Origin of the sequence: uncultured Haliea sp. (genome assembly GCF_963973825.1) — a bacterium.
In the GTDB taxonomy this organism is placed as follows: Bacteria; Pseudomonadota; Gammaproteobacteria; order Pseudomonadales; family Halieaceae; genus Haliea.
Genome location: NZ_CAXBAE010000007.1, coordinates 104,411 through 125,687, shown reverse-complemented (window position 1 = coordinate 125,687; position 21,277 = coordinate 104,411). Strand labels below are relative to the sequence as shown.

General features: G+C 63.5%; 17 protein-coding genes. 9 read left to right on the top strand and 8 right to left on the bottom strand.

Annotated elements, in window-relative coordinates; genetic code table 11:
- Positions 1-41 precede the first annotated feature (41 nt).
- Positions 42-3,158: an efflux RND transporter permease subunit gene (locus tag AACZ17_RS10165; protein WP_339638243.1), complete on the bottom strand. Its 3,117-nt coding sequence runs from the start codon at positions 3,156-3,158 to the stop codon at positions 42-44.
- A gap of 2 nt (positions 3,159-3,160) precedes the next feature.
- Entirely contained in the window at positions 3,161-4,354 is a 1,194-nt protein-coding gene (locus AACZ17_RS10160) for an efflux RND transporter periplasmic adaptor subunit (protein WP_290742260.1), read from the bottom strand.
- A 224-nt stretch (positions 4,355-4,578) separates the two neighbouring features.
- On the opposite strand from AACZ17_RS10160, the gene AACZ17_RS10155 reads away from it, so the two are divergent.
- Positions 4,579-5,151, top strand: coding sequence for a hypothetical protein (locus tag AACZ17_RS10155; protein WP_339638242.1), 573 nt, complete (start codon positions 4,579-4,581; stop codon positions 5,149-5,151).
- 121 nt (positions 5,152-5,272) lie between these two features.
- Here the strand turns inward: AACZ17_RS10155 and AACZ17_RS10150 are convergent, their stop codons facing one another.
- Complete coding sequence (locus tag AACZ17_RS10150) at positions 5,273-7,588, bottom strand: TonB-dependent receptor (RefSeq protein ID WP_339638241.1); 2,316 nt, start codon at positions 7,586-7,588, stop codon at positions 5,273-5,275.
- A 280-nt stretch (positions 7,589-7,868) separates the two neighbouring features.
- On the opposite strand from AACZ17_RS10150, the gene AACZ17_RS10145 reads away from it, so the two are divergent.
- Both AACZ17_RS10145 and AACZ17_RS10140 read left to right on the top strand, forming a co-directional pair.
- Entirely contained in the window at positions 7,869-8,342 is a 474-nt protein-coding gene (locus AACZ17_RS10145; protein ID WP_290742270.1) for a phasin family protein, read from the top strand.
- Positions 8,343-8,364: 22 nt separating this feature from the next.
- Entirely contained in the window at positions 8,365-9,039 is a 675-nt protein-coding gene (locus AACZ17_RS10140) for a TetR/AcrR family transcriptional regulator (protein ID WP_290742273.1), read from the top strand.
- On the opposite strand, the gene AACZ17_RS10135 is transcribed toward AACZ17_RS10140, so the two are convergent.
- On the bottom strand, positions 9,036-9,713 hold the full coding sequence (locus tag AACZ17_RS10135; RefSeq protein WP_290742276.1) for a class I SAM-dependent methyltransferase: 678 nt from the start codon (positions 9,711-9,713) through the stop codon (positions 9,036-9,038). The genes AACZ17_RS10140 and AACZ17_RS10135 overlap by 4 nt on opposite strands.
- Before the next feature lie 30 nt (positions 9,714-9,743).
- On the opposite strand from AACZ17_RS10135, the gene AACZ17_RS10130 reads away from it, so the two are divergent.
- On the top strand, positions 9,744-10,223 hold the full coding sequence (locus tag AACZ17_RS10130) for a peroxiredoxin (protein ID WP_290742279.1): 480 nt from the start codon (positions 9,744-9,746) through the stop codon (positions 10,221-10,223).
- 35 nt (positions 10,224-10,258) lie between these two features.
- Here the strand turns inward: AACZ17_RS10130 and AACZ17_RS10125 are convergent, their stop codons facing one another.
- A complete protein-coding gene (locus AACZ17_RS10125; RefSeq protein ID WP_290742282.1) occupies positions 10,259-11,638 on the bottom strand; it encodes an SLC13 family permease in 1,380 nt (459 codons plus the stop codon).
- Positions 11,635-12,702 (bottom strand): SMP-30/gluconolactonase/LRE family protein, encoded by a 1,068-nt coding sequence (locus AACZ17_RS10120; protein ID WP_290742285.1) that lies wholly within the window; start codon positions 12,700-12,702, stop codon positions 11,635-11,637. Before AACZ17_RS10120 ends, AACZ17_RS10125 begins: the two co-directional genes overlap by 4 nt.
- Before the next feature lie 118 nt (positions 12,703-12,820).
- On the opposite strand from AACZ17_RS10120, the gene moaA reads away from it, so the two are divergent.
- Genes moaA through AACZ17_RS10100 form a run of 4 tightly spaced genes read left to right on the top strand, consistent with a single transcriptional unit; the run spans position 12,821 to position 16,464 of the window.
- Positions 12,821-13,831 carry a GTP 3',8-cyclase MoaA gene (gene moaA / locus AACZ17_RS10115; protein ID WP_290742288.1) on the top strand — a complete coding sequence of 337 codons (1,011 nt, stop codon included), beginning with the start codon at positions 12,821-12,823 and terminating at the stop codon, positions 13,829-13,831.
- A 21-nt stretch (positions 13,832-13,852) separates the two neighbouring features.
- Positions 13,853-14,794: a MoxR family ATPase gene (locus AACZ17_RS10110; protein ID WP_290742291.1), complete on the top strand. Its 942-nt coding sequence runs from the start codon at positions 13,853-13,855 to the stop codon at positions 14,792-14,794.
- Complete coding sequence (locus AACZ17_RS10105) at positions 14,787-16,250, top strand: VWA domain-containing protein (RefSeq protein ID WP_290742295.1); 1,464 nt, start codon at positions 14,787-14,789, stop codon at positions 16,248-16,250. Before AACZ17_RS10110 ends, AACZ17_RS10105 begins: the two co-directional genes overlap by 8 nt.
- Positions 16,251-16,257: 7 nt before the next feature.
- Positions 16,258-16,464, top strand: a complete 207-nt coding sequence (locus AACZ17_RS10100) for a hypothetical protein (RefSeq protein WP_290742298.1) — start codon at positions 16,258-16,260, stop codon at positions 16,462-16,464.
- Positions 16,465-16,478: 14 nt separating this feature from the next.
- Here the strand turns inward: AACZ17_RS10100 and AACZ17_RS10095 are convergent, their stop codons facing one another.
- Both AACZ17_RS10095 and AACZ17_RS10090 read right to left on the bottom strand, forming a co-directional pair.
- Positions 16,479-17,621, bottom strand: a complete 1,143-nt coding sequence (locus AACZ17_RS10095) for a PilT/PilU family type 4a pilus ATPase (protein WP_290742301.1) — start codon at positions 17,619-17,621, stop codon at positions 16,479-16,481.
- Positions 17,622-17,767: 146 nt separating this feature from the next.
- Complete coding sequence (locus tag AACZ17_RS10090) at positions 17,768-19,501, bottom strand: ShlB/FhaC/HecB family hemolysin secretion/activation protein (RefSeq protein ID WP_290742305.1); 1,734 nt, start codon at positions 19,499-19,501, stop codon at positions 17,768-17,770.
- A gap of 164 nt (positions 19,502-19,665) precedes the next feature.
- Here AACZ17_RS10090 and gshA point away from each other — a divergent pair, with 164 nt between their 5' ends.
- A complete protein-coding gene (gshA, locus tag AACZ17_RS10085) occupies positions 19,666-21,255 on the top strand; it encodes a glutamate--cysteine ligase (RefSeq protein ID WP_290742308.1) in 1,590 nt (529 codons plus the stop codon).
- Positions 21,256-21,277 lie beyond the last annotated feature (22 nt).

Sequence of the window (21,277 nt, the reverse complement as noted above, 5' to 3'; positions counted from 1 at the left end):
TCTGCGTGCCGGTACGTGGTGTACCGGCGAGCTTTCCCCCCCTACGCGGGATCGATCAGGTCCTGCAGCCGCTGGCGCCGGTGCAGGATTCTGGCGCCTACCTGCTCACCCGCAAGGTAGAGGCAGGGCACCAGCAGCAAGGTCACGCCCGTGGCAAACAACACGCCGAATGCCAGTGAGGTCACCATCGGGATGAGGAACTGCGCCTGCACGCTGGTTTCCGCCATGATCGGCAGCAGACCGACGAAGGTGGTCAGCGAGGTGAGGATGATGGGGCGAAAACGGTCCTCGCCCGCCTGTAGCAGGGCCTTGAGCACCGGGTGCCCCACCGCACGCAGCTGGTTGATGCGATCAATCAGCACCAGGTTGTCGTTCACCACCACGCCCGCACAGGCGATCACACCAAGGAACGAGAACATGCTCACCTCCCAGTTCAGGATAAAGTGCCCGAATATCGCCCCCATCACCCCAAAGGGCACGGCGGTCAGCACCAGTAGCGGCTGGAAATAGGAGCGGAACGGCACCGCCATCAGGGCGTAGATAACCAACATGGCCAGTACCAGGTACTTCAGCATGGCATCCATGAAGGCCGATTCTTCCTGCAACTCGCCGTCCAGCGACAGGGTCAGCCCCGGAAACTGCCGCTTCCATTCCGGCAGGTGGTCATTGAGGATGGCATTGACCACGGCGCGCGGCACCACACTGCCCGGCACCACCTCCGCCGACACCTCCAGCGTGCGTTTGCGGTTGAGGCGTTCAATGGTCAGATAGCCGGGCTCGTACTGCACCTCGGCTACTGTGGCAAACGGCACCTCGCCTCCGGCCGGGGTGCGTACCCGCATTTCCTGCAGATTATCCACGGACAGACGCTCTGACTCCGGGTAGCGCACCATCACGCGTACGTCCTCACGGGTGCGGGGAATACGCTGCACTTCAGCGCCGTAGAAGGCCTCACGCACCTGCCTCGCCAGGTCAGCCAGCGTAATCCCCAGGTTCTCCGCCGCCGGTTTCAGCCCCAGCACGATCTCTTCCTGGGGATCCTGCAAGGTGTCGTTGATGTTGTAGACCCCCTCATAGGACTGCAACACCTCCCGCAACGCCAGCGAGACCGCCTTGAGATCGTCCAGCGAGGTCGCGGTGGCCACCAGGCGGATGGGCTTGCCGGTTTCGTTGATGGTGTAGTCCATGCGGAAGTCCTGCACCGGCCCCAGTTCGCCGATGGCTTCGCGCCAGCGCTCGGAAAGCTCTCCGGTATCCACCTCATCCGACACGGTCTCGATGATCACCTCAATCGCGTTGGCGTTACCGCTGGAGTCTATGTGGCCAATGGCCGGGCCGAGCACGTTGTAGCGCGGATCCTCATTGTATTCACGCTTGATCTGCAGCGCCGCCGACTCGACCTGGCGCAATACCTTCAGCGTATCCTCAAAGGCGCCGCCTTCCGGCAGCTCGATCTCGGCGACGACGTAGTCGGAGTTTATGGAGGGGAAGAAGGCGGAGCGCAGCCAGCCACCACCATAGAGGGCCAGGCTGACCACGAGCATGACGAAAAACACTGCCATAATCAGCAGGTTATGGCGCAGGCACAGCGCCAGGAAGGGCCGGTAGCGCTGCCGCGCAATGCGCGTCATGCCGTCTGCAAAGCGCAATCGCTGCTGTTCGAGCCGGCGCAGCAAGGCAAACCGGCTGGGTTTCACCGGCGGCATATGGGCCAGGTGCGGCGGCAGGATCAGCAGGCACTCCACCAGCGACAGGGCCAGCGCCAGAATCACCACGGAGGGAATGGCGATTGCCGCCTGGGCCATGTCGCCGGGCATGAAAAACATCGGCACAAAGAAAATCATCGTGCTGATCACCGCGTACATCACCGGCTTGATGACGGCCTGGGTGCCATTGATGGCACCGGCAATGCCCCGCTCCCCAGCCGCCTGCCGGGCGTGCACCGACTCTCCGACGATGATTGCATCGTCCACCACAATGCCCAGTATCAGCAGGAAAGCGAACAGCGAAATCATGTTCAGGCTGGTGTTGGTGTATTGCAGCAGGAACAGCGTACCGATAAAGGCCACCCCAATGCCCACGCAGACCCACATCGCCAGCCGCGGGCGCAGGAACAGCACCAGTACCATGAACACGAGTATCAACCCACCAATCCCGTTCTTCAGCAGCGTATCAACACGACCCTTGAACGGCACTGAGGAGTCGCGCCACACCGACAGTTCAACACCCGGAGGCAGCCCCGGCCGGGTCTCCTCCACCCAGCGGTGAACGGTCTCGCTGGTTTTCAGCGTGTCGGGGTTGGAGGTAACAAAGACATGCAGGGTGTGGGAAGGCTTGTCGTTGAAGCGGGTGCGTACGTCCACGTCCTCAAAGCCGTCAACGACTGTGGCGACGTCACGCAGCAGAACCTGCGTGCCGTCCCTGCCCGTCACCACGGGAATCCGCTCGAATTCGAAGCGGTCGTAGGCCTGGCCGCGGGTCTGCAGCCGGATGTCGCCACCGGCGTCCTTGATCGCGCCCGCCGGCAGGTTGAGCGACGACCCCCGTATCGCCGCCACCACATCGGCGAAGGTCAGTCCGTAGCGACGCAGGGTGTACTCGGACACCTCCACTGAAACCTCATAAGGTCGCGGGGTATCCAGCTCCACGACCGACACGTGCGGCTGCGCCGCGAGGTCGTCACGCAACCGCTCGCCGAGGCGCTTGAGATCCCGCTCTCCGAGATTGCCCGCCAGTGACACTGCGGCCATGTAGTGTCGAAAGGCGAGTTCTGTGACGATGGGGCGCTCCGCCTCCACCGGAAAGGTATTGATGGCATCCACCCGGGTCTTGATTTCCGCGGACAGGCGCTGCATGTCGTAGTCGGGTTCAGCCTCGACCAGCACGGTCCCCATGCCTTCTCGCGCGGTGCAGCGTATCTCCCGAACGCCGCTGAGGTCGTGTACGGCTTCCTCCACCCGCACACAGATCTGCTCCTCCACTTCGCGTGGGCCCGCGCCCGGGTAAACCAGTGAGATACTGACCCGGTTGAGTTCGATCTGCGGGAAAAACTGCTTGTCCAGCGCCGGCACACTGAGCAAACCGCCGACCACCAGAAAAAGCATCAGCAGGTTGGCCGCAATGGGGTTGTGGATAAACCAGCGAACCGGACCGCCCACGATCAGTTTCCCGCACCGGCGATGCGCGCCACTTCATTGACCTCGACACGCATACCCGCGACGGTTGCCGCGGGCTCTCGCACAACCACCCGGTCGCCGCGCTCGAGCCCCTGCACCCAGACCTGCCCGCCCTCGCTTTGCAGCACGGACACCGCTCTCGGCGCCAGCTGTTGCCCCGCATCCACCAGCATCACCGTGTCATCACTGCGCAGTGCCGACCGCGGCAGGCCGACCACAGACGGCAGGCTGCGCCCTTCTATCGTTGCGTGGACAAACAGTCCGGGCACCAGGGGCGGGCGCTCACCCGAGGGCCCCGGGGCAAATGCTTCGGTGACTTCGGCCACCGCATAGACCACTCGCGTGTTCTCATCCACGCTGGCGTCGGTGCGCACAATGCGGCCCTGCCACGTCCAATCCCGTCCGCCGAAGGTCGCACGCAGGCTCACCGCCGGCATCTCCGAGCTGGCGTCACCGGCACGGTAGTGCAACGGCAGATCGATAAGCGCGACCTGACGGTCGGTCAGGGGCAGGCGCACTTCCATGGAACGGGTGGCATAAACGCGTGCAATGCGAGCACCGGGTGTGACGTACTGCCCCGCGTCGACAAACTTTTCACTGATGCGCCCGTCGAAGGGCGCTGTAATCTGCGTGCGCTCGAGGTCCAGCAGCGCCGCCGCCAGCTCCGCCTCCGCCGCGCGCAATGCGGCCTGCGCCGAGGCGAGCTGCGGCTCGCGCAGGAACAGCGCATTGGCCTGGGAATTGCCCAGATCCCGCCACTCCCGCTGCGCCTGCAATGCCCGACCTTCCTCTTCGGCGACGCGCTGTCGCGCAGCGGCCACCTGGGACTCCATGCGAGCGATCATGAGCTCGTAATCAACATCCTCGATGGCCACCAGCAGGCTGCCCTCACGAAAAAAGCTGCCCGCCGCAAAGTCCTGCGCCACGCGCTCCACCTGACCGGCCACTCTGCTGACCAGGTCGATTTCCCGCTGCGGCTGGACCGTACCCTGCGTGGTCACCGACAGCGCGGCCGGTGCCGGATCAACGGTAACGACATCGACCATCGGCACTGCCCGGGGCGGCAGATCCTGTGGCTCCGGCGCCGGCTTCCCGGTAAGCAGTAGCCAGGACAGCGCCAGGCCGCCGGCGAGCACACCGCCCGGAGCGAGCATTGAGCGAGTTTTTTTCCAATCCATGAATCACCTGAGGGCTGGCTGGGCGACTGTGGGGCCACCGAAAAGAAGACGTTCTCTGGACACTACAATGGTACTCCTGTTCCGCGATTTACGCAGAAGATCAGCCCGCGGATGCGGAAAATGGGAATTTGCCACTTCTAGTAGGATCATTCTAATTTTGTTCGGTACCTTCCGTTCTGTCCGGTGCGGGCAGCAAGCGCACCCCAAACGTGAGGAGTAGAGACATGGCTGACGAAACCACCAACACCACGACCAACACGGCGGCAGACACGCAGGCTGCAGCGCCCAAGCGCACGACTGCCAAGCGCAAGGCTGCCCCCAGGAAGGCTGCCACGGCCGGCAAAACCACCACTAAGCGCCGCGCAACGAGCAAGAGCACTGTCGCCAAGGCCGAAGCCAAGGTGCGCACTTACAAGCGTCGCGCCACCAAAGCCACCAAGGAAACGGAAAAAACGGCCGCACGCCTCGGCGAGCGCGCCCGCACGGTGAGCCGCAACGCCTTCCTCGCCAGCCTCGGCTTCTACGGCAAGGCGTTTGACGAAGTGCAGGAACGCCTCGACAAGCTGCAGGCCCGCCTGGATGCGCGCGGCAAAGCCGCTGAAGTCGCTTACGCCGAGCTGGTCAAGCGCGGCACGAAGGTCGAAAAAGACGCCAAAGACATGCTGGGTGATATCGAACTGCCCAAGCTGGAGCTCGATGCCCTGAAGGATCGCAAGAAGCTGGAAGCACGTATCGAGAAGGCCCGCAGCCGCTTCGCAGAACTGCGCGGTTCAGTAGGCTTCCGCACAGCGGCCTGAAGATTGTTCCCTACTCCCTGCCTGACAGGGAGCTTTTCGGGCCACACTGTGGCCCTTTTTTTTGCCCGATAATCAGGCCGGAGGGCTGCGGTGCTGCAGGGCGGCCCTCCGGCGTGACAGGTTACCAGTTGTAGGTTGCTGAAAACATGTAGGTCCTCGGGTCCTGCCAGGCGCCGTTCAGGAACATGCTGAAATCGATACCCTGGATCTGCTTGTCCTCGTCCGTCAGGTTGCGCACGAAGAACGAGAAGTCCATGGTACCGTCACCCACCGGCACGTCAGCCAGTTGCAGCCGGGCGTTCAGGTTCTGGGTGTCCGGCACTTCATCAATGCCCTGCACATAGCTGCCACCCGCATTCGGCGCGGTCAGGCTCTTGTTGACCGCGTACAGATACACCTTGTCGGTGTAGGTGTAATCCAGCAGGAAGCGCAGTTCACCGAAACCAAACTGTGCCAGGGTGCCCTCCAGCTGCAGGGCCGCGGTATTTTCAGGCGCGTAAGGTGCCAGACGGTTCGAGGCGGTGTCGATAATCGGGCGACCGGGGGCGAAAGAGTTATCCAGATACTTGTCAAACCCCGCATCCAGGTACCCGTAGTTTCCGGAAATCCGCCAGTTGTCCGTGATCTGGTAGGCCATTTCCAGTTCGAACCCCTGATATGTGGCCTCCCCCGCGTTGGTGAGCAGCGACTGGGTCGTGCCCGGCAACAGCTGGGTAATGTGCAGGTCATCAATCGCGTTGTGGAACAGGGCGACGTTCAAACGCAGCGCGCCGTCCAGCCAGAGTGACTTCATGCCCACTTCCGTGGACAGCGAGGTCTGGGGTTCGAAAGGTGTGCTCACCGCCGGGTCGGCCACTTCGGAGCTGAAACCGCCGCTCTTGAAGCCATTGGCCACGCGCAGATAGAAATTCAGGTCGGGCGAGAGCTCGTAGGACAGGGCCGCCATGGGCGACGTGTCATCGAAGGTTTCGCTGTAGCTGATGAACGGCAACAGTCCCGGGCCCACGTCGGTGATGAACGAGCCGCCAAAACCGTCCGTCGTGTAACGGTGGGAGAAACCGGAGCGCTTCTCCTCCGTGTAGCGTGCACCCACCGTTGCGGTCCAGCGGTCGGCAAAGCGCCAGTCCATTTGCCCGAACAGGGCCCAGGCCTCGGTATCAGCCCCGTAGTTGACCTGCTGCGGTACGTTGCCGAACAGCGTGAACAGCTGGCTCCCCAGCGTTTCCCCCTCATCCTCGAAATAGTAGGCGCCCAACACCCAGTTGAAGTTGTCGCGATCGGCAATCCACTGGAATTCGTGGGAAATCTGCTCGTAGTCGGTCAGGCGATTGAAGTTCGCAGACATGCCCCAGGACAGCGCACCGGGGATGACCACAATGGAATCCAGCGGCATGCCGTCGATATCCTGGCTGTCGTTGTAGTCCATAGTCCGCAGCGCGCCGATGTACTTCAACTGGTCCCTGGAGGTCAGGTCGTATTCCAGCGTGAGCGCGTGTGCTCGCGTGCGGCTGCGCTCGAACAAACCCGGCTGCCCGGGAACGGTATTGGTGGAGACGGTGTCCGGGCGACCGGACACGACAAAGGGCGCCGCCGCACTTTCAATGGCGCTGCCCAGGAAGGGACCAAACACACTGGGGAAGGTGCCGGCCCAGCCCTCCAGCGACACCAGCGACGAGGGTGCTGGCGTCTGGTCGGTGTAGGAGTAATCAAAGTCGTAGATGGCCACCAGCTGCTCGCTGGGCTCCAGCATGATCGACGCGCGGAAGGCCTCGTTATCCACAGAGCCGAGATCGGGCCCGGTGAGGTTGTCTGCCCAGCCGTCGGCGCGCTCCTTGCGCATCCCCACGCTGGCAGAGGCGATTCCCATCTGCGGCAGATCCACCTGCAGGCGACCGACGCGCCGGTCGTAGTTACCCACCTCGGCCAGGGCCGAGCCACTGAATTCGCCGGTGGGGCGCCGCGTTACGAAGTTGATCGCACCGCCCTCGGTGTTGCGGCCGAACAGTGTGCCCTGGGGGCCGCGCAGTACCTCAACGCGCTCGATGTCTACCACATCGAATACGGAGCCCTGGGATTTGCCGAGGTAGATACCGTTCAGGTAAAGCCCGACGGGGGCATCAATCCAGATCGCCGGTTGCCCGGTCACACTGCCGCGAATGGATACCACCGAAACCAGGCGCGCTCCGGGGTTCTGGCGGAACATCACGTTGGGCGCGACCGCGTTGAGGTCAGCCAGACTCTCCATACCGCGCATTTCGAGTTCCGCTGAGGACAACGCGGAAATCGCCAGGGGGACCGACTGCAGGTTTTCCTCGCGCTTCTGGGCGGTAACAATCACTTCTTCGAGGGCCGCGCGCTCTGCTGCGTAGAGCCCCGCCGAGGCGGTCGTGCCAAGGGCCAGACACAGCGCGCTGACCAGATACTTTTGCTGTTTCATGCACCAATTCCTCTTTATAGTTATAGTCGCCAAGGTGTCGCTGACGCCAACCGTGGCCGGGCTGACGGAAATACACTACCCCGGTAAAAAAATAATATCCATGCATTTTTGCACAGATTCCCGGGCGCGGCGCAGCTGTCTGTACCGCGGCCCGCCCGTTCATTCCACCGCCCCCGGCCAGCGGCATCCATGTACCGCCCCACCGCTGGCACACGGCGCCCGCTTTCTGCTTAAATGAGCGCCCCGATGGCCCAATGCGCCCTGCGCAATGGAGGACGATGTGAGCGATGACAAGAGCGATAAGAACAAGGTCACCGACAAGGCGGGGGAAATAGCCCGCAACATCTGGCTCGCCGGCGTGGGTGCCTACGGGCGCGCCGTGGACGAGGCCCAGGACCGCATGGAGAAGGCCGGCGTGGAAACACCCAAGCTGTTCCGTGACCTGGTAAAGGCCGGCGCCGCGCTGGAAGACGAGGCGCGCAAGGGCCTGCGCAGCGGCCGCAGTGCACGCAATTCCGTTGAGGAACGCATTCACCGCGTGCGTGAGAGCTTTCAGATGCAGCTGCCTGCCCGCGGCGAGGACCTGCTCGCGCTGCACGAGAAAATCGACCGCCTGACCCGCAAGGTGGATGATCTCAGCGCCGCACTGGCCGCCCAGGGCAAACCCGCGAGAAAACCCGCCGCGCGCAAGAAAGCCGCCACGCGCCGAGCCGCCGTGAAGGGCAAGCCCGCCACCGGCCGCAAGCCCGCCTGACGCTGTAGCCGACGGCGGCGAGGTGAAGACGCGGGACCGCATACTGGTGACCAGTCTGGCCCTGTTCAACGAGGAGGGCGAGGCGCACACCACCACCATTGATATCGCCAACGAGTTGGATATCAGCCCCGGCAACCTGTATTACCACTTCAAGGGCAAGGACGAAATCATCGGCGAGCTGTTCCAGCAATACGAGCTGGCTCTCAGCGACACCCTCGCAGCGCCGCTTGAAGGGCCGCTGGGCACGGACCCCAGCCAGGTGGAGGACAACTGGTTCTACCTGTACGTGGTGCTGGAGGAAATGTGGCAGTATCGCTTCCTCTACCACAACCTGGACGACCTGCAGCAGCGCTATCCGGCCATCCGCAAGGGCTTCCGCCGCCTGCTGCAACTGCAGCGTTCGGCACTGCTCGCCATCTGCCACAAGCTGCTGGAACAGGCGGTTATCGATACCGACGACGACCAGCTACTCAGCCTGGTGGACAACATGACATTGGTGCTGACCTTCTGGCTGAGCTACGACCAACTGCTACATGCACCACGCTCACCCCATATCGTGATCCATCAGGGTGTGCTGCAGCTGCTGACCATGGTGGCGCCGTACCTGGGTGACGCCCAGCTGACCTTTTACCGCGATTGCCAGGCCATCTTCGAAGGCATGATTGCGTCGCCGGAAAAACCTGAGCCACAACACTAGCCGCGGGGGCCGACCGGTTTCCGCAGCAGAATCACATCCGTGCCCTCGAATACCGGCCGGCTGCCGCGAGTCTGCGCCCACCACTGCCAGGTGCTGCGGCTGAAGAAACACACATGGGTGGGGTCGTTCTTGTAGTGCCAGCCGGCGAACGCTTCCGCATCCGTCACCAGCTTGGTCATGATGCCCAGGACACCTCCCGGAACCAGCAACTGCCAGAGCCGGTCGAGCTCGCCAGCGGGTGCCCGCAAGTGCTCCACCACCTCGGTGGCGGTGATGAAGTCATACCCCGGGCGGAGGACCGCCTCTGCAGGGGCATAGAAGGGATCGTACAGGCTCATCCGGTGCCCTGCTTCACGCAGCATGGCGGCCAGCGCGGGACCGGGGCCGCAGCCGAAGTCCAGCCCCTGCGAGCCCGGCGCCAGCCCCGCCAGCAGCGGTGTGGCAAGACGAGCCAGGAAGGCGCGGTAGTGCGGGTCATCCACACGGTTCTGATGCAGGTCGTACTCGGCTTTCTCGTCGTCCAGCGACAGGTGGAATTGAGGGGGCACGAAGACCAGCAAACAGCGCTCACAGCGACCGTAGTGACGCCTGCGATCCTCATGGAAGAGGTAACCGCCGGCGCCACAGAGAGGGCAGTGCAAGTGGCCGTGCATCTGGTATGATCCCCGCTTCATGGCACACCCGTTCGGGACAAGGAGAGTAACATGACCATCAAGGTTGGCGACAAAATCCCCTCAGCAACCCTCAAGACCATGGGCGAGAAAGGCCCGGTCGATATCAGCACCGATGAGCTGTTTGCCGGCAAGAAAGTGCTGCTGTTCGCCGTGCCCGGTGCATTCACCCCCGGCTGCACCCTGACCCACCTGCCAGGCTACGTGGTCAACGCCGACAAGATCAAGGCCAAGGGTGTGGACACCATCGCCTGCATGGCGGTGAACGATGCCTTCGTCATGGATGCCTGGGGCAAGTCACAGAATGCAGAAGAGTTGCTGATGCTGGGGGATGGCAACGGTGACTTCACCGCGGCACTGGGTCTGGAACTCGACGGCAGCGGCTTCGGGCTGGGCAAACGCAGCCAGCGCTTTGCCATGCTGGTAGACGACGGCAAGGTCACGCACCTGAATGTAGAGCCGGGCCCGGGCGTTGATGTCAGCTCTGCCGAGAGCATGATGGCCCTGCTGTAAACGCCGGCGCCTGTGGCAGAGACACGTCGCAGGCGCTAGCTCACAAGCACGTAGCACAGGCTGCTGATGACCACCGCTCCGAGCAGGTTCAGCAGCAGTCCCTCACGCGCCATTTGAGCGGTCGTGATCAGGCCGCTGCCATAGACCACGGAGTTGGGCGCCGTTGCCACCGGCAGCATGAAGGCACAGCTGGCGCTCATCGCTGCGGGCACCATGATCAACTCTGGCGGCAGATCCGCCGCCAGCGCCGCAGCCGCAAGCACCGGCATCAGCAGCGTGGTACTCGCTGTGTTGGATGTGGTTTCCGTCATGAAGGTAACCGCAAGGCAGATCAGCAACAGCAACAACCAGACAGGCATGTCGGTCAAGCCGGCTAACGCCTCACCCATGATATCGCTGAGCCCCGAGGCCACAAAACCGCTGGCCAGGCAGATGCCGCCGGAAAACAGCAGCAACACCCCCCACGGAATCGTGCTGGCCCGCTCCCAATCCAGCAGTCGACCGCCACTGCCATTCGGCACCACAAACATCACCACAACCGCCAGCAACGCCACCGAAGCATCGTTCGCCTGGGGCAACCCCAGCCAGGACTGCCATCCGCCGAAGGGCTCACCCCGCGTAATCCAGGCCAGAGCTGTCAGGCCAAACACCGTCAGCACCCGCTTCTCTTCGCTGCGCCAGACCCCCGTGCTCGGCACCTGCACCGCGATCGGGCCGGACAGGTTGCGGGTGAGGGTCAGAGCCATCAGCGGAATCATCAGCACCACCACGGGCACCGCCCAACTCATCCACTGGCTGAAACTGATCGACTGCCCTGTCGTCTGTTCATAGACCTGCATGAAAATGAGGTTGGGCGGCGTCCCGATGGGTGTACCGATTCCGCCCACACTGGCAGCGTAGGCCACACCCAGCAGCAGGGGCACGGCCAGTTCGCGGCGCCGGTCGGTGGCCTCCAGCACGGCCAGCGCAACGGGCAGCAGCATGAGCGTAGTGGCGGTGTTGGAGATCCACATGCTCAGGCTGGCCGCGGCGACCATGAAACCCAGCACCAGCCGTGGGCCGCTGTCCGCCCCGACCAGCCGCACCATGCCCAGGGCAATTCGCCGGTGCGCACCGGAATGCTCCATCGCCTTGGACAGCAGAAAACCGCCCAGCAACAGCAATATCAGGGGAGATCCATAGGCCTGGCCCACTTCGGCGGGCGTCAACACACCCAGCAGAGGCAGCAGCGCAATGGGCAGCAGGGACGTGACCGGTATCGGAACCGGCTCGAATACCCACCACAGCACACACCAGAGTGCCACCATGGATACCACCGCAATGTCCTGACTGTGGCCGGCGCCCTGCAGCAGCAGTGCCAGGCCGACGGACAGCAGTGGCGCTGCCCACAGCAGAAAACGGCGGAAGCGGGTCATGGGCGCTGCAGCAGCGACAGGGGCACACGCAGGATGCGGTCGCCCACGTAGGAACCGATATAAACTGACTGGCCCCGCTGCAGCGCGACGGTGCCGGCGCCCATCGGCGGCCCCGAGCGCTGCAGCAGCGTAGCTGGCTCAAGCGTGACCGGATCCAGCGCAACAATGCTGAACGGCAGTTCGCTGGGTCGCTGGTGCCCCTGTGACAGACTGCGAAAAACCTGCCACAGCGTGCCTTCGTGGGAGGCCACCAGAAGCCGTCCGTCTTCCGCCCAGCTGGCGTTGTCCGGCTTCGGCACGGGCACCTCCGCCAATAGTTCGCCCCCGGGCAATGCGCGGTGCTGCACAAGGTTGCCGAGGTAGACATTGAGGTAAAACGTCTGCTCGTCGGGCGCCAGCAGAATGCCATTGGGGTGTCGCGCACGGGTGGCGGGGAGCGGCGTAAAGCCGGCGTCGCGGGTCCAGCGGTAGACAAACCCGGTATCCCGCCCCAGCGCCGCCAGCAACGCATTGACCAATTGCCAGCGCCGGTCTGCCATGTGCGTGACCAGCAGGCTGCCGTCTGACAGGCCGGCAACGTCGTTGAAATTCGCCGCCGGTGGCCCCTCGGCGCAACCGCGCCAGAGGGCACGCGGGCGATCGCCCGTTGGGTTCTGCAGTTCGAAGAATTCGACGGATTCGCGCTCCGCATGATTCACCACCAGCAGCTGCCAGCGGCCATCCGGGCGGCGACGGATGTCCAGGCCGTGTGCTTCCAGCCGCGATACAGGCCGCAGGCACTGTGGGTCGCCCCACAGCGCATCCGGCGGGGCGGGCACCGGCTCCGGCAGCAGGGAATGCACCGAGTCATCGCGGGTGTCCAGCAGGTACAGGCCGCCCGGCGCCGCCATCTGGCCGAAAATGAGATCGCGACCATTGGGCGCGGGCACCAGGTCTTCCGGCGCGGCGAGCCCGCAGATGGACTGGATACCGTCAACCGGTTCACAGGGGGTGTCGGCCGCCAGGGGCAGGACGGAAAAGCCAAACAGAGCAAGTAGCCACCGCAGGGGGACTTTCTGGAGCATGATTATTTTTCCATGGTTGCTGTTCGCATCCTGCCCAGAGCCGGGCGCTGTGTAAAGGCCAGCTGTGCCCCGTGCACCATGACTAGAGTGAACTCGCCGCAAACAGTACACTGGACACATGACCCCCAGCATCCCAGCTCATCTGGTCGACCCCTTCCAGCGCCGGATCAACTACCTGCGCCTGTCGGTTACCGACCGCTGCGACTTCCGCTGTGTGTACTGCATGGCTGAAGACATGCAGTTCGTACCGCGGGCGCAGGTGCTGTCGCTGGAGGAGCTGTACCGCGTCGCGCAGGCCGCTGTGGGCCTCGGCATCAGCAAAATACGGCTTACCGGGGGGGAGCCGCTGGTGCGGCGCAACATCCTCTGGCTGGCGGAGCAATTGGGGGCACTGCCGGGCCTTGAGACCCTCGCGCTGACCACCAACGGCTCGCAGCTGGCGCGCCTGGCGCAGCCGCTGCAACAGGCCGGTGTCAGCACCCTCAATATCAGCCTGGACAGCCTGCGGCCCCGGCGTTTTCGCGAACTGACCCGGACCGGCGACCTGCACCAGGTTCTGGCGGGCATAGACGCCGCAGTCAGCAGCGGCTTCCAGCGCATCAAACTCAACGCCGTTATCCTCAACGGACGCAACGACGACGAGGCCCTGGACCTGGTGGAGTTTGCCCGCCAGCGCGGCATCGACATCGCTTTCATTGAAGAAATGCCTCTGGGGCGCATCGACGAACACAGCAGGCGTCTGAGCTTCTGCAGCAGTGCAGAACTGCGCCGGCGCATAGCGCAGCGCTATACGTTGGCGGCGCTGGGCGACCCTGCAGGCAACGCCGGGCCGGCCCGCTATTTCAGCATGCCGGACAGCGCAACGCGGGTGGGCTTTATCTCACCCCACAGCAACAACTTCTGCCACCTGTGCAACCGTGTGCGACTCACGGTTGAGGGCCGACTGCTGCTGTGCCTGGGCAATGAACACTCAGTGGATCTGCGCCCGCTGCTGCGTCGACCGGGCAGCACCCGGCAGGAACTCGCCGAGGCGATTGTCGCCGCGCTGGCACTGAAGCCGGAAAAGCATCATTTTACTCACGACGATGAACCGGAGATTCTCCGCTTCATGAATACCACCGGCGGCTGACCGCCCTGACGAGGATACAGCGTGCACACCCAGGACTTTCCGCAACTGGCTTCCATCGAGGCCATAGAGCAGGGTTTCGAATCGTTCGGCTACATCTGCAGCCCGAAAATCGCCACGGCGGTTTACCTTGCCTTTCAGTTGCGCAAGCCCATTCTGGTCGAGGGCCCGCCGGGCGTGGGCAAAACGGAACTGGCGAAAACCACGGCGCTGCTACTGGACGTGCCCTTGATCCGCCTGCAGTGTTATGAGGGGCTCGATGAGGCCAAGGCGCTCTACGAGTGGAAATACGGGAAACAGCTGCTGTACACGCAGATCCTGAAAGAGAAGCTGGGGGATCTGCTCAAGGGAGCCCAGGGGCTGGCGGAGTCCGTGGAACGCCTGCACCAGTTCGGCGACACCTTCTATTCCGAGGAGTTCCTCGAACCCAGGCCGCTGCTCAAGGCCATGCAGCAGGAACGGGGTGCCATACTGCTTATCGACGAGGTGGACAAATCCGACTACGAGTTCGAGTCACTGCTGCTGGAGATTCTCTCCGACTACCAGGTATCCATCCCCGAGATCGGCACCATCCAGGCACAGGTGTCGCCCATGGTGTTCCTCACCAGCAATAACACCCGGGATATCAGTGACGCGCTGAAGCGCCGCTGCCTGCACCTCTATATCCCCTTCCCCAGCGTCGAACTGGAGGAGCGCATTGTCCTCAGCCGCGTGCCGGATATCGATCAGCAGCTGCGCCACCAACTGGTCGAGTTCGTGCATTCCCTGCGCGACCTCGACCTGAAAAAATCCCCCGCCATCTCGGAGACCATCGACTGGGCGCGCAGCCTGCTGCTGTTGCACGCCCGTGAGCTGGATGCGCAGGTCATCCACAGCACCCTGAACGTGCTGCTCAAATTCGAAGACGATATCAATACCGCGGAGTCTGCACTGCGGGACCTGCTGCCGCGTCACGCCCATGGCTGAGGTGGCACCCTCCCAGGCCATGCAGCGCCACCTGGTCAACTTCATCAGCCTGTTGCGCAGTCACGATGTGCGTGTGTCCCCGGCGGAAACGCTGGATGCCATGGACGTCGCAGCGACCCTGGGATACGCCCGACGCGAGCGGCTGCGCGACGGGCTCGCGGCGGCGCTGGCGAAAACGCCGGCAGAGGAGGCGGTTTTTCATCATTGCTTCGCGCGCTTCTTTGATCGCAGCCTCGCCGACTTCGCCCGCACGCGAGAAGAGCGCAGCGCCGAAGAGGACGCCGTGGGCACGGACGCCCTAAGCACGGACGCCGTCAGCACGGACACAACCACAGAGAACCACCGGGCCAGCGTCGAGCAGTTGCTGGACGAGGCTTCCCGCGATGACGCGGCGCTGGCCGAGCTGCTGGCGACACCGCTGCTGCAACAGCTGCGCAACAACGACAGCACCGCACTGAACCTGGCGCTGGGGGAAGCCGCAGCGAGTGTTGGGCTGAGCCAGATCCGCATGTTCACCCAGAAAGGCCAGTTCACCCGGCGCATGCTGGACGCCATGGGCGAGGAGCAACTGCGCCGTACACTCGCCAGGCTGGAGGAACAGGACAGCCCGGCGCTGGAACCGCTGCGCCGCTACCGCGACATCCTGCGCGAACAGGTGCGCGACTACGTCGAGCAACACTACCTGCTGCAGGCAGAGGGCCAGAACGCCCGTTTCATGGACGACCTGCTCAGCCGGACACGGCTGAGCAATCTGGAGCAACGCTACCTGCACCGGGTTCATGAGCTGGTGCAGCGGATGGCGCGCAAGCTCGCCGAGCGCCATGCGCGCAAACGGCGCGTCTACCGACGCGGCAAGCTGGATATGGGGCGGACCCTGCGCCGCGGTATCGCCAACGACGGCATCCTGTTCCATACTCACTGGAAGCGGGTGCAGAAAAACAAGCCGCAGCTGTTGGCGATCTGTGACGTCAGTGGCTCGGTGGCGGCCTATGCGAAATTCCTCCTGCTGTTTCTTTACAGCCTGCAGGATGTGCTGCCCAAGGTGCGCAGCTTCGCGTTCTCCAGCCACCTCGGCGAAGTCAGTGACCTGTTCGCGCAACACCCGGTGGACAAGGCGATTGAACTGGTCAACTGGCGCTACGGGGGCGCGACGGACTACGGCAAGAGCCTGCAGGATTTTGCCCGGCTGGCGCTGGAGGATATCAACAGCAGCACCACCGTTATCGTGCTGGGTGACGCGCGCAACAATGATGGCGACCCACAGCTGGAGATCATGCGCAGCATTTACCAGCGCAGCCGCCGGGTGATCTGGCTGAATCCGGAATCGCGACGGGCCTGGGGCACGGGTGACTCGGAGATGCTGCGCTACCTGAGCGCCTGTCACTTCGCTGCCGAGTGCAACAACCTGACACAGCTGGAACGCATTGTGGATCAACTGCTGAAAATGAATCGGTAGGGCGAACATGAGCTATCACTGCAGGCAGTGCAGTTACCGGGGGAACCGGCTGGATGAGCGCGGCTACTGCCCCGCCTGCGGCTCGCCGGACATTCACATCGGCGGCAGGGCCGCAGTCAAGCCACCGCCCAAACCGCGCAAGCGGCAGCTGGTGCTGGTCATTGCCCTGTGGGTAATATTCGCCGGACTGCTGGCCTACAAGTTGGTGTCCTGACCGCGAGCGAGGCCCTAGAAGACCTGCGGGGGCTCGTCCTCATCGCCGAGGCCTTCCACGCTGAGCTTGAAGCCACCGGCCGGGTCACGGAGCTGCCCTTCTCGGGCAAACTTGATTTTCAGGCGCACGTTGTTCGGTGAATCGGCGTTGCGCAGTGCCTCCTCCTCGGATATCAAGCCCTCCTGGAACAGCTCCAGCAGCGCGCTGTCGAAGGTTTTCATACCCTGATTTTCCGACTTCGCCATCACTTCCTTGATGCCATCGATCTCGCCCTTGAGGATCAGGTCGGCCACCATCGGGGTACCGAGCAGAATCTCGATCGCGGCGCAACGCTTGCCGTCCACGGTGGGTATCAGGCGCTGGGATACAAAGGCCTGCAGGTTCAGGGACAGGTCCATCAGCAGCTGCTGGCGTTTCGCTTCGGGGAAGAAGTTGATAATGCGGTCCAGCGCCTGGTTGGCGTTGTTGGCATGCAGGGTGGAGATACACAGGTGGCCGGTTTCAGCGAAGGCGATGGCGTGCTCCATGGTTTCGCGGTCGCGAATCTCGCCAATCAGGATCACGTCCGGGGCCTGACGCAGGGTGTTTTTCAAGGCGTTATGCCAGCTGCGCGTGTCGACGCCCACCTCGCGCTGGTTGACGATGGATTTCTTGTGGTTGTGCACGTATTCCACCGGGTCTTCGATCGTCACGATGTGGCCGGCACTGTTGCTGTTGCGGTAGTCGATCAGGGCGGCCAGCGAGGTCGACTTGCCCGACCCTGTCGCCCCGACAAACAACACCAGCCCGCGCTTGCGCATGACCACCTCGGTCAGGCTCTCCGGCAGCCGCAGGTCTTTCCAGTGGGGAATCTCCGCCACGATGTTGCGCGCGACGATGCTCACCTCGTTGCGCTGCATGAAGATATTGATGCGAAAGCGACCAAAACCGGGCAGGGAGATTGCCAGGTTCATTTCCAGCTCCTGGGCAAAATCCGCCTGCTGCGTGGCGTCCATCAGCTCCTCGGCTATCGCGCGGATTTCGCCGGGCTTCAGCGTTTCCCGCGCGATCGGGCGAAGCTTGCCCTGGAACTTGGCACAGGGCGGTGCGCCGGTACTCAGGTAGAGGTCCGAACCCTGTTCTTTCGCCAGTATCTTCAGCCATTCCGCAATACGCACGCTACACCACCCCCCGAATATCGCCGCGCGACCGGCAAACAAACCGCCTGTAATAGTGCCCTCCGCTCAGGCACCGTGCCACTCTAGCATCCCCGACGCCCCCAACGAAAACACGCCGTGCGACCCTCGCGCGCGGCCTGAGCGGCTCAGAACCGGTCCTTGACGGTAAACAGGATCTGCGGGCTGCTGACCGTGTCATCGCGTATGAAGGGAAAGGCAATATCCACGTGTACCACCGAGCTTTTTTCCGCCCGACTGGAGTTCAGGCGCAGGCCAAAACCGGCATTGGCGAGCACCCCACCGTTGGCGCCGTTGTCCTCGCCCTCAAACCACGCGCGTCCTACATCCACAAATGCCGCCAGCCCCACCTGGAACAGGCGGAACGGATGCCAGTCGGAGTAGTAACGCTGCTCCAGGTTCCAGACGAAGGCGCGATCACCCACCTGGTAGAACAGGTCGTAACCGCGTAGCCCGTTGTCGCCCCCTAGGGTCAGCTGGCGCTCACCGGTCAGACCCTCTGCCACGTCAACGCGCAGCCGACTGAAGGCAACCCACTGCCGGGATTGCTTGTGGTGGTAGCGGGTCTCACTGCTCCAGAGGAGGTTCTCGAAGCCGCTGCCTTCCACTCCCAGGAAACCGCTGAGACGGGTGTCCAGCTGCCAGAGGCGACGCTCGTCCACCAGCAGCGTATTGCTGTAGCTACCGCGCAGCACAAGCTGGTCGCGACTCGCACCCAGGGCTTCGGCCGACCAGCCCAGCGCCCAGGCGTAGCGCTCGCCGACGTAGACATCCTCGGTGCGGCCCAGGTAGTTGAAGTTGTGCAGTTCGACAAAGCGGTCCTCGGTCGACTCGTAGCCGATGTACGGGTAGCTGTACTCGCGATCCTCCGGCAGGGCGTCCGGTGGCAGAGCGGAGTCACTGAAGTCGAAACTGTGGGTTTCCAGCGTGTAACCGAACAGCCAGCGCCCCACTCGCCCTCGGGTCCTGCTGTCCGGGGCGATCCCGCCAAACACGTTGGCAAACTCGATTTCATGGTCAAACTCGGTTTGCTCATCACCCCGGAACCAGAGGGTCTCCTCAAGCTTGGTGCGGTTCAGGTTGGCTCCCGCCGACCAGCGTTCGTAGACGGAGAAAAACGGCCGCACCAGGCTGACACCCTGTTCGTAGCCGTCGTCGTTGTCGGCCACTGACAGCCGCAGTTGCCAGCGGGAACCGCCGAGGGCCGGATCGAAATAGCGCACAGTGGTTCCCGAACGCTCCTCATCACTGTCGCGCTGTACCACCACCTGCTTGCCGGTGCCGAGGAAGTTGGCGTCGCGAAAGCCGAAGGCAAAGGTGTTTTCACCCCCGCGCCGGGACACTGACAGCATCGGGGTGAAGGTCCAGATATCCCGGGTAATCACCTCGAGGTCAACGGTCTCACCGCACAGCCGCCAGGGCCGCACCCTGGCATCGTAGATAAAACCCAGATTCCGCAGGATGCGCTCGGACTCCGCGACACGCGCTGCGCTGTAGGTCTCCCCCGGCTCCACCAGCAGATGATCCTCAATCACCCACTCCCGTGTCACGCTGTGGAAGTCATTGGCCCAGCGATAGAGCGCGTTGTCCTCCCGCGGGTCCTCAACATCAAAGACGGCGAACCGCTGCTGTCGGATGCTGCCGATGCGGGCACCCTCGGGGATGCCCTCGAGGAAGTCCTCCATGTGAGGCACAGGCTCAAAGCGAAACCGGGCGGAGTCGCTCTGCGTAGGGGCCAGTACGCAGGTCGCTTGCTCCTCGTCGCCGTGAGCGCTCCCGACCTGCACGCACAGCAACCAGCTGCACCAGAACACGGGGCACAGCCTGCGCAGGCGGGTGGCAATGTCGCTGCGACGTTTCATGTACCCAAGATAGCCACAAACCGCGGGCCACGACAATCATCGACCGGGCTTTTCGCGACATCGCAGCACAATCTGTACTCGCCCCCCATTGGCGGCTACACTTTCACCGCCCTGGCGGCGGGACACACTCCCGGCGTGCCCCCAGCCATGACAAGGAGTGCCTCTTGACCCCTCATCTGCTCAGCCAATTACAAGCCCTCAATGGGCCCGGCTATGACGCCCTGCTGCGACGCATCCAACGTGGCCTTGAGAAAGAGAGCCTGCGCATCACGGCCGAGGGTCGGCTCGCCCAGACACCGCACCCCGCCAGCCTGGGTTCGGCACTCACTCACTCATCAATCACCACGGACTACTCCGAAGCGCTGATGGAGTTCATCACGCCGGTGGATACCCGCATTGAACAAACCCTGGATACGCTGGCGGACATCCACAGCTTCACCTACAGCAAGCTGGACGACGAGATGCTCTGGGCGACCAGCATGCCCTGTGTGGTGAACGGCGATGACAGCATTCCGGTGGCCGAGTACGGCAGTGCCAACGTCGCCCGCATGAAAAAAGTCTATCGCTACGGCCTCGGCCACCGCTACGGGCGGCTGATGCAAACCATTGCGGGCATCCACTACAACTTTTCGCTGCCTGCAGAGTTCTGGCAGCGCGCCTGGGATGATGCCGGCAATCCGGGAACCCTGCAGGACTACGTGACTGACCGCTACCTGGGGCTGATCCGCAATTTCCATCGCCATTCCTGGTTGCTGATCTACCTGTTCGGAGCGTCACCCGCCGTGTGCGCCAGCTTTCTGCGCGGCCGCGACAGCCACGGCCTGGAGCCCTTCGACGCCACTGGCCGCACCCTGCATCGCCCCTGGGGCACCGCACTGCGCATGGGCGACCTCGGTTACAACAGCGAAGCGCAGAAAGGCCTCAACGTCTGCTACAACTCGCTGGACAATTACGTTCTGGCGCTGCGCGATGCCATCATGCACCCGCACCCACCCTACCAGGCATTCCCTGCGGGACAGCAGGGCGACTACCAGCAGCTCAACGACAGCCTGCTGCAGATCGAGAACGAGTTCTACAGCACGATCCGCCCGAAGCGGGTGACCCAGCCGGGCGAAGCGCCGCTCGCGGCGCTGCGCCGGGCCGGCATCGAGTACGTCGAAGTACGCTGCATCGACGTCAGCCCGTTCGCGCCGCTGGGCATCGACGCCAGCCAGATCCGCTTTCTGGACACCTTCCTGCTCTACTGCCTGCTGGAAGACAGCCCCGCCTGCGACGACGCAGAGCGCGCCCTGCAGGCGGACAACCTCAGCACCGTGGTCAATCGCGGACGTGAGCCCGGCCTGCGTCTGCGCACTGCGGCGGGCGATGAGACACTGCAGGCGTTGGCCGGCACACTGCTGGGAGACATGGAAGGCATCGCCGACCTGCTCGATGCCGCCCACGGCGGCGACAGCTACCGCGGGGCACTGAACGCGCAACAGGCCAAGGTCGAGGACACCGCACTGACACCCTCCGCGCGCGTACTGCAGGAGATGCGGGACCGTGACCTGCCTTTCTTCCGCCTCGCCATGGCCTACAGCGAACAGTGGGCACGGCACTTCCGGGAGCGGGTGCTGTCAGAGAGCACACAGCAGCGTTTTGAGCAGGAAACACGCGAATCGCTGGCGGCGCAGAGGCGGCTGGAGGCCAGCGACGACCTGAGCTTCGAAGACTACCTGGCACGCTTTTTTGGCCAGTACCGAACACTGTTCTAAACGCCGGCACAGGCCGCAAAAG